Origin of the sequence: Mesorhizobium sophorae, assembly GCF_002270415.1 — a bacterium.
GTDB lineage: Bacteria > Pseudomonadota > Alphaproteobacteria > Rhizobiales > Rhizobiaceae > Mesorhizobium > Mesorhizobium sophorae.
Map to the genome: position 1 here is coordinate 87,385 of NZ_NNRI01000010.1, position 12,024 is coordinate 99,408.

Annotated in this window: 12 protein-coding genes and 2 pseudogenes; 6 read left to right on the forward strand and 8 right to left on the reverse strand. The window is 63.1% G+C overall.

The genetic code is table 11. From position 1 onward, the window contains the following. Window positions 1-278: 278 nt before the first annotated feature. Window positions 279-1,388, reverse strand: a complete 1,110-nt coding sequence (locus tag CGZ66_RS16530) for an ankyrin repeat domain-containing protein (protein WP_143748771.1) — start codon at window positions 1,386-1,388, stop codon at window positions 279-281. An 84-nt stretch (window positions 1,389-1,472) separates the two neighbouring features. Here CGZ66_RS16530 and CGZ66_RS16535 point away from each other — a divergent pair, with 84 nt between their 5' ends. The 4 genes from CGZ66_RS16535 to CGZ66_RS16550 are packed head-to-tail and all read left to right on the forward strand — an operon-like array spanning window position 1,473 to window position 4,819. Next, window positions 1,473-2,168, forward strand: coding sequence for a transcription elongation protein SprT (locus CGZ66_RS16535; RefSeq protein WP_095085287.1), 696 nt, complete (start codon window positions 1,473-1,475; stop codon window positions 2,166-2,168). Between the two features lie 4 nt (window positions 2,169-2,172). Beyond that, a complete protein-coding gene (locus tag CGZ66_RS16540; protein WP_167392134.1) occupies window positions 2,173-4,134 on the forward strand; it encodes a type IV secretory system conjugative DNA transfer family protein in 1,962 nt (653 codons plus the stop codon). After that, the gene (locus tag CGZ66_RS16545; protein WP_095085293.1) at window positions 4,131-4,493 is read left to right on the forward strand and encodes a hypothetical protein; all 363 of its coding nucleotides are present in this window, start codon (window positions 4,131-4,133) and stop codon (window positions 4,491-4,493) included. Before CGZ66_RS16540 ends, CGZ66_RS16545 begins: the two co-directional genes overlap by 4 nt. Window positions 4,494-4,507: 14 nt before the next feature. Next, window positions 4,508-4,819, forward strand: coding sequence for a hypothetical protein (locus tag CGZ66_RS16550; protein WP_143748772.1), 312 nt, complete (start codon window positions 4,508-4,510; stop codon window positions 4,817-4,819). Between the two features lie 10 nt (window positions 4,820-4,829). Here the strand turns inward: CGZ66_RS16550 and CGZ66_RS16555 are convergent, their stop codons facing one another. Continuing rightward, a complete protein-coding gene (locus CGZ66_RS16555) occupies window positions 4,830-5,060 on the reverse strand; it encodes a hypothetical protein (protein ID WP_095085297.1) in 231 nt (76 codons plus the stop codon). Window positions 5,061-5,636: 576 nt separating this feature from the next. On the opposite strand from CGZ66_RS16555, the gene CGZ66_RS16565 reads away from it, so the two are divergent. After that, window positions 5,637-5,840 (forward strand): hypothetical protein, encoded by a 204-nt coding sequence (locus CGZ66_RS16565; protein ID WP_095085301.1) that lies wholly within the window; start codon window positions 5,637-5,639, stop codon window positions 5,838-5,840. A gap of 121 nt (window positions 5,841-5,961) precedes the next feature. Next, window positions 5,962-6,213 (forward strand): hypothetical protein, encoded by a 252-nt coding sequence (locus CGZ66_RS16570; RefSeq protein WP_095085303.1) that lies wholly within the window; start codon window positions 5,962-5,964, stop codon window positions 6,211-6,213. Between the two features lie 41 nt (window positions 6,214-6,254). On the opposite strand, the gene CGZ66_RS16575 is transcribed toward CGZ66_RS16570, so the two are convergent. From CGZ66_RS16575 to CGZ66_RS16600, 6 genes and pseudogenes are all read right to left on the reverse strand, one after another. Then, window positions 6,255-6,989, reverse strand: a complete 735-nt coding sequence (locus tag CGZ66_RS16575; RefSeq protein WP_167392135.1) for a metallophosphoesterase — start codon at window positions 6,987-6,989, stop codon at window positions 6,255-6,257. Between the two features lie 192 nt (window positions 6,990-7,181). Further along, complete coding sequence (locus tag CGZ66_RS16580) at window positions 7,182-9,026, reverse strand: ParB/RepB/Spo0J family partition protein (protein WP_095085307.1); 1,845 nt, start codon at window positions 9,024-9,026, stop codon at window positions 7,182-7,184. A 53-nt stretch (window positions 9,027-9,079) separates the two neighbouring features. Next, window positions 9,080-9,283 (reverse strand): annotated as a pseudogene (locus CGZ66_RS16585) (zincin-like metallopeptidase domain-containing protein); the annotation flags it as partial. 148 nt (window positions 9,284-9,431) lie between these two features. Beyond that, complete coding sequence (locus CGZ66_RS16590) at window positions 9,432-10,358, reverse strand: ArdC family protein (RefSeq protein WP_095084956.1); 927 nt, start codon at window positions 10,356-10,358, stop codon at window positions 9,432-9,434. A gap of 218 nt (window positions 10,359-10,576) precedes the next feature. After that, complete coding sequence (locus CGZ66_RS16595; protein WP_095084957.1) at window positions 10,577-11,014, reverse strand: hypothetical protein; 438 nt, start codon at window positions 11,012-11,014, stop codon at window positions 10,577-10,579. Next, window positions 11,011-12,024: pseudogene (locus CGZ66_RS16600) on the reverse strand (hypothetical protein); the annotation flags it as partial. The pseudogene CGZ66_RS16600 and the gene CGZ66_RS16595, both read right to left, overlap by 4 nt.

The window sequence follows — 12,024 nt, forward strand, 5'->3', positions numbered from 1 at the left end:
TAAAGGATCGACGGTAAAGTCATTCAAGAGACGAAACAGATTTATTTTCTAGTGCAATACTTTCACGTTCATTCCAATTCTGCAAACTTAGGTGTTATGATTATTTCGTTGTCACTCTATGGCTTTGCATGTGAAAATTTGCAAATCGAACAATGCTCAATTCAACCAAGATACCGAGACGCAGCAGGATCGTCCCAGACTAGAACGGGCAACGATCTGGCATCAAATGAACTGTGTGATGCTGGGTCTTAAAGGGGCCGAAAGAGACTGGAGGTCGTTTAAACGCCTTCTGCCCTGGCCTCGGCGTCTACGATGAAGTCGATTAGTTCATCGCTGGCTTCGCACTCGACGGCGACCGTTGAGGGCATCCTTCCAAACTTGTCCGGCACAAACTTTGCGCCACGTTCCACGAGCAGACGGACAGCGCCCATCGCGTTTCGTCCAATCGACAAATGCAGGGCCGTCATGCCAGTTGCGGCGTCTGGAATATTGATATCTGTGACTTCTTCAACGAGACGACGCAGCTCATCTTCGTCAGCCTGATCGGCCGCAACGAGGAACGCCCTTTGAATATCCTCGTCGCTCATCACTACTTCGAAGTCTGAATCAACCACGTCATCCCGTTCGCTATTCTCATCATCTGTCGATTTGCTAGGGGCCGTGACAAGCTGCCCCGATCTGATCGGATCATCTGGCAAAACCTCTTTGTGGAATACCCCTTTTACAAACACCGCCATCGGCCCGTCACGTGGAATTATCCGTCCCGACAGTGAATGGACGATGTGCTTGTTGCTTGGACCGAATATGGCTTCCGTTCCTCTTGCCGTGTAACCGGAACCATCTGGGTGGATTAGATACTGTTTAGGTGTTCTGGTCGAGCGATCCTGAAGGGCAATGATCGCTGTCACGCCATTGCTAATGAGCACACCTTCATACGATTTCGCTGTTCCATCGACGCCCTGCTCGACGACACGGCAAAACGTTTTGTCGGCCGTTATTTTTAGATCGGACCGATAAGCGGCGGCAGTTGTGCCGACTCCGACTCTGACCATGTCGGATATGTATTCGCCGCTGAACGGCCCGGCCTCTTGCGTTCCGTGAAACGCGGCCATCGCTCGTCCCAGCTCCCCGATCGGGTCCGGCTCCGGCAAGCCTTCGGCAAACTTTTGGAAAAATTGGACGTACATGTCGTTCGTCCGATGGCGGCCGGCCAGAAAGCGTTGCAGCGTCTTAATGGGTATCTCAGGCTTTCGAGTGTTGGCCTTTGAAATCCGATCAGCCAGACGGTGCACCCCGATACGGTGCGCCGTCATGTAGTGCTGAATCTGGCGGCGAACGCGATCACGCGCAGCCGTATCAAACTCCATTCGGCCGTCAGATTCGGACACTCGTTGCGCACCTTCTGTGACTAGGACTTGTCCAGCGCCTTTGCATCACAGTCGGCTTCAGGTTTTCGGAACTTGGAGTCGGACATGCAAAAGCCGCGCAATACTAGCAACGATCACAGCAGCCGTGAAGCCTGGCTGCGTGCCGCTACGAACGAGCTTCGGCCATATTTCGCGAAGCTCGGGCTGGCGATCCCGGAGGCGATCCGCTTCTCGATCGCTTTCACCTCGCAGGGGAAGAAGAGCAAGGTCGCGGGCGAAGTGTGGCCTGCCTCGGCGACGGACGACGGCCACTGCGAACTGATCGTTCGGGCGGACTTCGCCGATCCGCTCGATGTGCTCGGCATTCTCGCCCATCAGCTGACCCATGCCGCGCTGCCACCGGAAGCGAAGCACGGCAAGCTGTTTCGAGATGCAGCGCTCCGTCTTGGTCTTGAGGGGCAGATGCGCAACGCCCTGCCGGGCGCTGCCCTGCGGGAGCGTTTAAACGAGCTGGCGGGCGCCCTCGGCCCCCTGCCGCACGCCCGGCTGAACTTCGACCGCGTGACGCTGTCCGGCATCGAAGTCGCCGACCGACCCAAGAAACAGACGACGCGGATGCTCAAGGCGGAGTGCCTTGCGAAGGGGTGTGGCTACACGGTGCGGGTAGCCGCGCGGTGGCTCGCCGATCTGGGCGCGCCGCACTGCCCCAGGCACGGCTCCATGACGACGCCGCCGTTGCCGCATGACGTGGAGGCATCCGGCGACACTTCTTCCGACCTCAAAAATCAAGCTGCGGAGTAGCGCCATGTTGCGCCTGATCGTGATGGCGGCCTTCGGGTACGTCTGGTTCCAGTATGCCGGTATGTTTTCGCTTCTGCTGGGGATGTTCGGCCCGCCTGCCTACGCCTTGGCGCTCTACCAGAACGGACCGATTATCTTCGCGGGCGTCCTGATCGTTCTGTTTTTTCTTCTGTCGATGATCTCCGGGTCCATCGGCCGTGCCCGCTGGGGCGATGGCCTCTGGAACTCGGCGCTGGTCCGCAGGGTAATCGGCCTGACGGCAGGCGCGCTCCTGTACGCTGCCCTGTTCACCGCCTCGGCATCGATGGAGCGCACCCTGGACGGCGACACCGGCATTATCGGGAGCGGGATCGCCGCGATCTTTGCGTGGAGGGCCCGGCGTCCGGCCAAGATCTTCCTTGGCCGCGCCACGCGCCCTGTACGCAGGCTCTTCTCCTTCCGTCACTTCGGCATGGGCGGGTCGTCGCGTTTCGTGGGCCTGTTCGACGAGTGGGCAAACCCGTGGGAACCCGGTGACGTCCTGCTTGGACGCTCGATGTACGACCCCAAATGGCTCGTCGGCATCAAGGACGACCGGCACGTTGCGACCATCGCCACGACGCGGGCGGGCAAAGGCCGGTCGGTCATCATCCCCAATCTGCTGACGTGGCCGGGCTCGGCGCTCGTCATCGATCCCAAGGGGCAGAATGCCTGTGTGACGGCGCTCAAGCGCGGTAGTGGCGGCGACCTGTCCGAGTGCCTCGGCCAGACGGTGCGGATACTCGACCCGTTCGGAGAAATCAAAGACCCGGAATTGCAGTCTTATGTTGCCCGCTTCAATCCGCTGGCCGCGCTCGATCTGCGTGCCAACGACTATGCCGAGCGCGTCGGTGTCATTGCGGACGCTCTTGTTGTCCCGTCGTCGGACGGCAAGGACAGCTTCTTCGACAACGCGGCACGCGCGCTCATCAGCGGCTTGATCGACTACGTGGTGGTCTCGCCGAACGTGCCAGCGAACGAGCGCAATCTCGCGACGGTGCGTGGGCTGCTCGTCCATCCGGACGGCCCGCCGATCAAGGAAATGTCGGAGCTTGGCGGCCTGGCGCAGGCGGGCGCTGCCGGTCAGTTGCTGGGCGGTCAGAACGCGACGGCGGACGTGCTGTTCACCGCGATCACCCACACTGAGTGGCTCGATAGCACGGCAATGCAAAAGGCTCTTGGCACGTCAGACTTCAGCCTGACGGACCTGAACGGCGGCAACACGACAATCTATCTGGTGCTGCCGCCGCAGTACCTCGACAAGCACAGTCGCTTTCTGCGGCTGTTCGTGAACCTCGCGCTCCAGGCGGCCACCGAAGGCCGGAAGGGCAAGCATGCGACGCTCTTTCTGCTGGATGAGTTCTACGCTCTCGGCCGCCTTCAGCAACTGGCGAAAAGCGCCGGGGTGCTGGCCGGATACGGCGTGAAGCTGTGGCCGATCATCCAGAATATCGGTCAGGTGCAGGAGCTGTATCCGCAGAACTGGGAAACCTTCCTCGGCAATGCGGGGCTATGGCAGGCGTTCGCGATGAACGATGCCGCCACGGCGCAGTATCTGTCGGAGCGGCTGGGCAAGCGCGTGCTGTGGCGGAAGATGCGCGGTCCGCAGGGCTTCGAGTGGGAAATCTCGGGTGTGGCCAGCCTGCGCGACGCTCTTGAGCTTCGCAAGGCGACCAGCCGCGAAAGCACCAAGGCGGCGGTGTTCACGGAGTCGGGCGACACCTTCCTGCTGGGACGTGCAGCCTACGACCATGTGTTCAAACGCAATGAGTATTCGCCTGACCCGCTCGAACCAAACAGCCGCGGTTCGTTCAGTCTCGTCCAGTCGCTGACCGACTGGCTCGACAAGAAAGCGGAAGCGGAACGCGCCGCCAGGGCAGATGCGCAGGACGATCGCCCGAAGACGGAATCCACACCGGAAAAAGAAACAGAGGAGCAGGATCAATGACTGCAGAATTGAAGCGTGAAGTCCTCGAACTGGTCGATCTCGTCCAGAAGCTCCTGCGGACTCAGGATGATGAGCGCAAGGGTAAGCGCCGCATCATCCTCGACATGCCGGAAGCGACGCAAATGCTGATGGCGTGGCTTCAGCTGCGCCGACGCATGGAGCTGCGCGGAAAGGGCGGTCCTTCGCCCTGGCCGGTGCAGGGACTCCATCCCCAGACACTTCACGTACTGGCGCGGAATTATTGCGCGTTCGTCCTGAACGAGCACTTCCACATGGAGCTTCTAGGCTTGGGGATGGGCACTCATCCAGTGCTGCGTCGGCCGGTCACCGACATTGCCACCAAGGGAGACCCGCTATGAAGTTGGTGCTGGCAATGGCCGCCGTCGCCGTCGGGCTGGCGGTGATGGCCCTGACGGTCGGAACCCCGCATGACCTGAACAAGGTCCGCTGCATCGCCGACCGGCATGAAAACTGCGAATTCTATCTGGAGTGCGAATATTTCGGCATCGACGGCCGGTGGAAAGTGACGCCGGACATGATGCCGAATTTTCAGTGCCCGGAGGTCATGTTCTTTGGCTTGAGCGGGCCAGCCGTGGTCAACCATCCCTCCGAATGGTGGCTGAAGATGCACCCGGAGGACGCTCCGGGTGCATCGGCCCGCGATGGTGAAAGAAGGGGCTCCTAAGCCCCGGCTCCTAAGCCCCTTCCTCTTCCTGCTTCGGCGTGCGCAGGATGATGCGGCCGCCAGCTGCCGGGATGAGGTCGAGCTGCAGGGTCATCCCTTCGCCGTCCTCGTGGTTCCAGGCTGCGCCGATGCGGGTCCAGAAGTTCTTTTCCCCGCGTTCCGCGATGTGCCAGGCGATGAGTGCCGGGGGTGTCGCTTCGCGTTTCGGTGCCGTCTTCGTGTTGCTTTTGCCGTTTGCCATTGTCTTGCTCCTTTTGAGTTTCGGGCTGACCTCATGCCAGCCGTGCCTTTCCGTCGGCGGGACGCATAGGCCCGGACGCAAGCACTTGTTTGGGGGAGACCTTCAGGGGGAACCGAAGAAGTGCTTGCGGCCACCAGGGCCGCGTTCTGTCAGGTTTGGCACTCTAAGGCTGGCATGAGGGATCAAAGCCCGATCGAGGGGAGCTTCAATGGCAGGCAAGGGCGGCTTCCGGAGCAAACGCGTTCGCAGACAACACACCGGCACGACCTTGGCTTCGATACGCGCGATAGACCTGTGACCGCCCGCGTCGCGGTCTGCCGATTCATGAGGAAGGTATGGACCCTGCACTGCGCCACAAAGGCTGCGAAGGCGCGTCATCGCACGTTGCGTTTTGAAGAGGTGTTTCCCCTGGGCTTCGAGAATTCACCGTAAGCGCGGCGTCCCGGCTGCACGAACAGGGGCCCGATCCATTCGGCCATATCCCTTCGGTCAAGGGCCTCCCGTGTAACCTGTTGTTGGCCGTGCCTGGCCCCGCTTTCCCCACGGCTCTCCATCGAAACCAAATGGAGAACCACAATGCAAAACACAAAGAACGAGCGCGAGCGCATCCCCTTCGATCAATACGTGGCGGAGATGCAGGGCTTCCTGACCCGGCAGTTCGGCATCAGGGCAGGCGCCGACGGGATCAGCATAGCGCGTGACTATCACGCCAAGGGGCGGTCGCCGCAATTCTGCGCATACGCGCTGGCCCGTTTGAACAATCTCATCAAGGGGCCCTGACCTTCGCGGCGCGGTGGACGTTTCCGGCCACAATTCCGAATGAATGTCGGGCGACAATCTGGCGTCCATGACGCTGCTGATGCGGATCGCATGGCGCTAAATCTTAATGACGGGCATATCAATGAATGACCACAGGCCGGTGCCGCGCCCGAAGCTGTTCACAAACGGCGATGCAGACGCCTGGGAAGAGCAGTTTCATCTGCTGTTCTACGTCCTCGGCATGGACGCACGGCAGATTGCCCAGATCGACCAAGGCTTCGACCCCGACGATCCTGATGCTTGGCTGGCGTACCCGTGGGAACACGAGATCGAGCGCATATTTCCCTTCGTCAATGTCAGGCGGATGATCGAGGCTGCGCGGTCGCGGCGCTGAAAGCACGCGCCCGCCATTGCCTTATCTGAACTGGCGAACCCCTATACCGTAAATGTCAGCGCCGGATCGTGCCCCTTGCCGTCATATCCCGCCGGGTTGCAGACAATCCGGGTCAAGCCGATACGGTAGTCCGATCGGCTGTGAATATGGCCGTGAACCCAGATCGCCGGGCGCGCGTCGGCGATCAGCGCTTCAAGGTCGCTGGCATAGTAGGCGCTCACGGGGTCCGCCTTGTCCGCCTCCGGTATCGACTGCCGGGACGGCGCAAAATGCGTCATCACGATACATCCGGGCCGGATGTTCTCCCGTAGAAATTCAAGGTGCGCGGCATGCCGCGTTTTGACGACGGCGGGCGTCAGGAAGGGAATTTGCCGGAAGTCGTTCATGCCCTCCTGGCATTGCCGCTCGGCCTCCGCATCGCCCCCGTCGAAGTCGGTCCAGAGCGTCGCCGTTATGACGCCAAACGCCGACAGGGTGTGCCCGAAATGATAGTTGTCGCGCGCGCTCGGCGCAGCGCAGACATCCCAATCGGTGCCGCCGTACCAGAAATGATTGCCGGGAATATCGAGGACGGCGCGGAACCGGTCGCACAGCCGGTCGATGACCGCCTTGTAGACGTTGCGCCGACGATGCGAGCCGGTATCACCGGCGAGCAGCAAAATGGTGTCCGCATCCTCAGCATGCGGCGGCAGGATGCGGTCGGCGAATTTCGCCGCCCTGTAGAAATTCTCGGGCCAAAGCTCGGAATGAATGTCGGAGACAAGCCTGTACTGCACAACGATCACCGATCAAGCGGGCCGCATTCTGCGGCAACCAAACTAAGCCTGCGGGCGAGACGAAAGAAAGGCCCGGCGAAGAAACTTCGCCGGGCGGGCGGGGTCGCGGGGCGGCACGGGGCGCGGCGAACAAAAGCGCGGCGAAGGCCGCACAAAACCGGCAAGCGCCAGCGGCGCTTCCCGGCAACTCCTTTATCGCAGCAGCGCGGGAAGCCAGCCGCGTTCGGCTGTGTCGCGCTCGGCAAGAACGGCGAGTTCGCCCTTCTTCATCTTGAACCATGCGGGAGCGCAGGGAGTCTGCCGCGCCTGTTCAAGATCGGTCAGGATCGCGTCCTTGCTGATCCGAGCAAAATATCCCGCCGCCGTTGGCCGATACCAGTCTGCCATGTCGAGGCCGAGCGCAGCCGCCAAGGCCTCGCCCTGCGCCCTGCCGGAACGGTTCGCGTCGGCCTTGCTTTCAACGGCATCGATGCTGTGCGCCGCCGCGACCGCCAGCACGTCGAGCAGATCGTCGCGCAGGGCTTTGAGGCACCAGTCCCACAGATCGGCCTGATCCTCTGGCAGCAGGGCAATGATCCGGTCACGCTCCACGTCGAGCGCCAGCATGGCGCGACAGGATTCATGCTCCTTGATCGAGCGCTGGAGCCCGCGTGTCGTCAGGCTTAGTTTCAGGGCCGAGCCGCTGGAATGGTAGAAGGCGCTCGTCGCAATGGCATGGACGACAGCGGCCAGCGCAACGTCAGGCGAACGCGCCAGTTCGATCCGCAATGCGGCGGTCTTCTGGGCCGTGAGGTCTTCCACCAGAGCAGCGGGCAATGCCTGACCGGGGGCCTTTGTCCCGGCGCTGCCGTCTTCGACAGTCGCGCCGTGTTCGTCGCCCCGCTGCAACGCGGCGGCATCGCCCTTGCGGATCAGGCCGCGCTCTATGTCAGGTGTGCCGTCATGCGTCAGGTGGACAATCGCCCCTGCGCACGCCATGACCTCATCGGTCCAGACGCGTGTCAGGTCGTCAATGTCCCCAAGCCGGGACTCGATGGCTTCGATGCGGTCACAGGCCTTGGCTTCGTCGTCCTCGTTGTCAAAATCGTCGCCTCGCAAAGCCTCGCGTTCGATTTCAAGCGCATCCGCTTCCGCCTGAACCGCGTCAGGCAACGCGATCTCGGCCTTGCGCCCGTGCTGGAAGTCCTGCCGTTCTTCCCATCCGAACGCGATACGGGTTTCAACCCACTTCCAGCCTTCGGCCCTGACCTGATCGGCGACGGCTTCAAGCTTCCGGCGCGTCAGCGTGTCGAGCAGCGCCGCGTCCTTCACGTACCCGCCGCCTTCGGCGTCGAACAGGTCGCGGCGCACAGCACCGCCCGCCGCTTCGTAGGCCTCAAGACCGACAAAGCACACGCGGCGGTCACGGCGCGGCACATCAGTTTCCGTCAGAGCCTCGCGGATAGCGCTGGCATCGTCGCGCTGCCATTGCGAGAGGCCTTTCCACACGCTGTCCTGAAGGGCATGGTCGTCCGTGATAGTGAATGCCTGCAAGGCTTCGAGCGATATCGCGCCATCGCGGTATTGCGCCAGAAGCGCTGGCGAGACTCGCGCCAGCGCCAGCCGCTTCCTGACAGTCGATTCCGCCACCCCGAAACGGGCGGCTATGTCCGGGACGGACGCGCCGCCGTCGATCAGGCCGCGCCATGCGTCGAACTGGTCGGCGGGATGCATGGCGATGCGCACGACGTTTTCAGCGAGGCTCAATTCGGCGTCGTCCTGATCGTCGGAACGCAGATGGCAGGACACGGGCGCGGCCTTCTCCATCGTTCCGGCCTTGGCCAGCCTCTGCATGGCGAGATAGCGCCGCTGCCCGGCGACGATGGCATATCGGCCCTTCGGGCCTTTTCGGACCAGCAGCGGATTCAGCAGCCCGTGCGTCGAAATCGACGCGGCGAGTTCATCGAGTCCGGCCTCGATGCCGGTCTTGCGGACGTTGCCGTCCCACAGGACAAGCTTGTTCAAGGGAATGTCAATCTGATTGAGTGCGGTGTTCATGGTCGTCTTCTCCGTTGTTGAAAATTGAAATGAAAAAAGGATGAGTCCCGCCGTCACGCGGCCTCCTTCCGGACGGCGGGGTTGAGGTTCAAAAGAAAATCTGCGGCGCGCTGCGCGTGCGATGCAGCGGTAAAGATCGCCCGCTTGTCGTTCTTCAGGACGCTCAGCCAGTTGCCGATATAGGCGGCATGGTCCGGCCTCGGTTCCGGCGTCAGGTCGAGATCGGCGGAGAGAAACGCGGCACCAAGTTCGGCGACTTATCTGAACAGTCAAGCTGTCTCAGGCGGATTTTGCGGAGGCATTTGCCTGAAGATCCGCGCACTTCGATCGGTCTGGGGCGCGTGAGACAGATTCCAGGGGTGGTGCGAGCGCCATGCGGCTGCTCAACCGATCGAGTTTGAGGGCCTATGCGGCGCCCCGGACCTTGTGTTGGCGAGCGCCCGCCTGCTCGGCGTGCATCCAGTCGGCGATCTGTTGCGCCTTAGCCGCGGCGGTGAAGATGGCCCGCTTGTCGGCACGAAGCACTTCGAGCCAGGACGCGACATAGGCGGCGTGATCGGGCCGCGGCTCGACACTGAGGTTGAGGTCGGCGCAGATCATGGCGCTCAGGAGTTCGACCGTGCATTCCTCCATGGCGTAGGCCGCCGAGCCGAAACGTCCGGAGAGATCGCGGTCGAGGCGATGGCTGACGCCGGAGGCATGCCCGCATTCATGGAGCAGCACGGCGTAGTAGGCGACGGCATCGCGGAAGCAGGCAAACTCGGGCATCTGCACGTGATCCGTGGACGGTCTGTAGTACGCTCGTGAGCCGCCGTGCCGGATGTCGATGCCAAGCGCCGCACAGAACCGCTCGGCCTGCTCGATACGCTCTGCCTCGGGCAGCACCGGCATCTCGGGCGGCGTGTAGCCATCGACCTGGGCGCAATTGAAAACCGTGTAGCCGCGGGCGAACATGCGCCGGGCAGGCTCGTCGCGATCTTCGTCGCCGTCCTCGGCGTCGGCCTCGCCGTGGCGATCGGCAATCTTCCAGAACACGACCAGATGGCCGCGCTCGCCCTTGCGGACCTGGGCGCCGAGTGCCTGCCACTGGCGATAGGTGCCCCAGATGCCGGCGGGATAGCCGACCCCGTGAGCCGCGGCCCAGAGTGCGATGACGTTGACGCCGCGATAGGCCTTCTGCGAGGCGACGTTGACGGGCGTGGTGATGGCCGATCCGTCATGGTGCCAGGGCATCCGATAGTCGTCGGCGCCGGCCTCGATGGCGGCGATGATCTGGCTGGTGACGCGCTCGTAGATGTCGGTCCGGGTCTCATGTGTGCGATTCGTGGTCATGGCTGCCTCCTCAAGCTCGCCCTCTCCGTCGAGGGCGAGGCGGCAGAGGCAGACGCGGGAAGCCGGCCCGTCACACCCTGTTCTCGGTGCTGGTGCGGAACAGGGTTGACGGGCCGGCAGCGTCTGCCACAACCCGAGCCCTGCCTCGACGGGCGAGCTTGAGGAGGCGGCCATGACCGGCGCGCCGAGACCGGATCGATGAGGATGACGCGCGGCTCTCAGCCGCCACCACGAGGCGGACGCCGCAGCGGCACGACTCTGGCGTCAACGGATCGTGCCAGCTCGTCCTGCAGACCGTCGATCACGGCATCGCGCTCGGCGACCTGCAATGTCAGCACCTGGATATGCTGCGCGAGCGTGCGGGCGAGCGCCCGCAGCTCGGCCATCTCGGCACCGCGCACGGCGCGCAGCTCCGCTTCGAGAGCGCGGACGCGTTCCTTGAGGGCGCTGGGCGACGATCGTCGCTGGCGGACCTCGGCGGTCCGGAACTCGATGAGAAGATCACCGGCCCGGTTCGCCGTCGCCCGGCTGATGCCGGCCTCGCGTGCCAGATTGGCGATGGTCAGCGCCCCGTCGGTGCGCTCGGGGCGGCCGTCGAGAAGCCGCGCCATGGCCGCCCTCAACGCGGCTTCGCTCTTCGGCCCGAGCGCTGTCATGCGTCACCCTCCAGGAGGGGTGCTACCAGTCGGCGCTTCCGCTCATTGTCCTTAAGGATTGCCGTGCGCTGCAGCTGCGACAGGCGCCGGTCGGAAAGGAGCGCTTCGCCCTCGGCGATCGAAGTCTGCCAAGGCCCGAGGTGCCGGACGGTCAGACAGGCGTTGGGACAGCGGTCCGGGCTGCATCGCGACAAGGCCGGCGCCGTTCGTTCGGAGTCCGACACGCCGGTGAGGCAAAGCGCGGTCGCCGCTTCGAAGAGACAGTCGTTGAGGAAGCCGACATGCAGCGTCCGCCCGAGATGGGCAAGCATGGTGCGCAGCCGCTTGCGGTCCATCATCCGGCCGGGGAGATCGCCTAGTTCGCCCTCAACGCGGACGAACTCCCGTCGCAATCGGGCCGCACCCGGTCCGGCCGGACCTTCCTGGCGAAGGAACGCCTCGTAATGGGCGACGATATCGTCGAGCTGGCCGAGCGCGCGCTCGCGCTCGACAGCGAGCCGGAAATCGGCCTGGCTCGATCCGGCATAGCCCTCGAACATGGCGACGGAGGCGTGCTTGTACTGGATCTTGCCGGCGACCGTACCGAACGGCCGGTTGGCGATGTACCAGGCGACCGTGCGGCGCAATTGCCGCGTCGTGAACTTCCAGGGCTCGTCACCAATGCGCGGGATGGCCGGCCCGTCTTGCGCATGCGCATCGACACCGTCGCGGAAAAGATTGAGCGTCGGCGCCGCACCTATGCCGAGATGATCGGCGCTCCAGGGCCAGTCCTTCAGGGTCACCCACAGGGACGAGAGCCCCTTCTCCTTGCGGTTGCGTGCCGAGAGCACTTCCATGACTTCCACGGCGCGGGCTACCGGCTCGATCGTGATCCAGTCGGCCGTTACGCCGCGCGGACCATGGCGCTTGTAGACGGTGCTGCGCACCCGATAGCGTTCGACCAGGCCGTCGGCGCTTCGCACCAGCGACACGCAGCCCGGCTGCATGGCCTGAACCTCGCTGTCGCGCAT

What these genes read in the sequence shown, in the direction of transcription:
- CGZ66_RS16535 (WP_095085287.1), top strand. Translation starts at nt 1,473, where the DNA reads ATGCAAAAGCCGCGCAATACTAGCAACGATCACAGCAGCCGTGAAGCC.
- CGZ66_RS16540 (WP_167392134.1), top strand. Translation starts at nt 2,173, where the DNA reads ATGTTGCGCCTGATCGTGATGGCGGCCTTCGGGTACGTCTGGTTCCAG.
- CGZ66_RS16545 (WP_095085293.1), top strand. Translation starts at nt 4,131, where the DNA reads ATGACTGCAGAATTGAAGCGTGAAGTCCTCGAACTGGTCGATCTCGTC.
- CGZ66_RS16550 (WP_143748772.1), top strand. Translation starts at nt 4,508, where the DNA reads ATGGCCGCCGTCGCCGTCGGGCTGGCGGTGATGGCCCTGACGGTCGGA.
- CGZ66_RS16555 (WP_095085297.1), bottom strand. Translation starts at nt 5,060, where the DNA reads ATGGCAAACGGCAAAAGCAACACGAAGACGGCACCGAAACGCGAAGCG.
- CGZ66_RS16565 (WP_095085301.1), top strand. Translation starts at nt 5,637, where the DNA reads ATGCAAAACACAAAGAACGAGCGCGAGCGCATCCCCTTCGATCAATAC.
- CGZ66_RS16570 (WP_095085303.1), top strand. Translation starts at nt 5,962, where the DNA reads ATGAATGACCACAGGCCGGTGCCGCGCCCGAAGCTGTTCACAAACGGC.
- CGZ66_RS16580 (WP_095085307.1), bottom strand. Translation starts at nt 9,026, where the DNA reads ATGAACACCGCACTCAATCAGATTGACATTCCCTTGAACAAGCTTGTC.
- CGZ66_RS16590 (WP_095084956.1), bottom strand. Translation starts at nt 10,358, where the DNA reads ATGACCACGAATCGCACACATGAGACCCGGACCGACATCTACGAGCGC.
- CGZ66_RS16595 (WP_095084957.1), bottom strand. Translation starts at nt 11,014, where the DNA reads ATGACAGCGCTCGGGCCGAAGAGCGAAGCCGCGTTGAGGGCGGCCATG.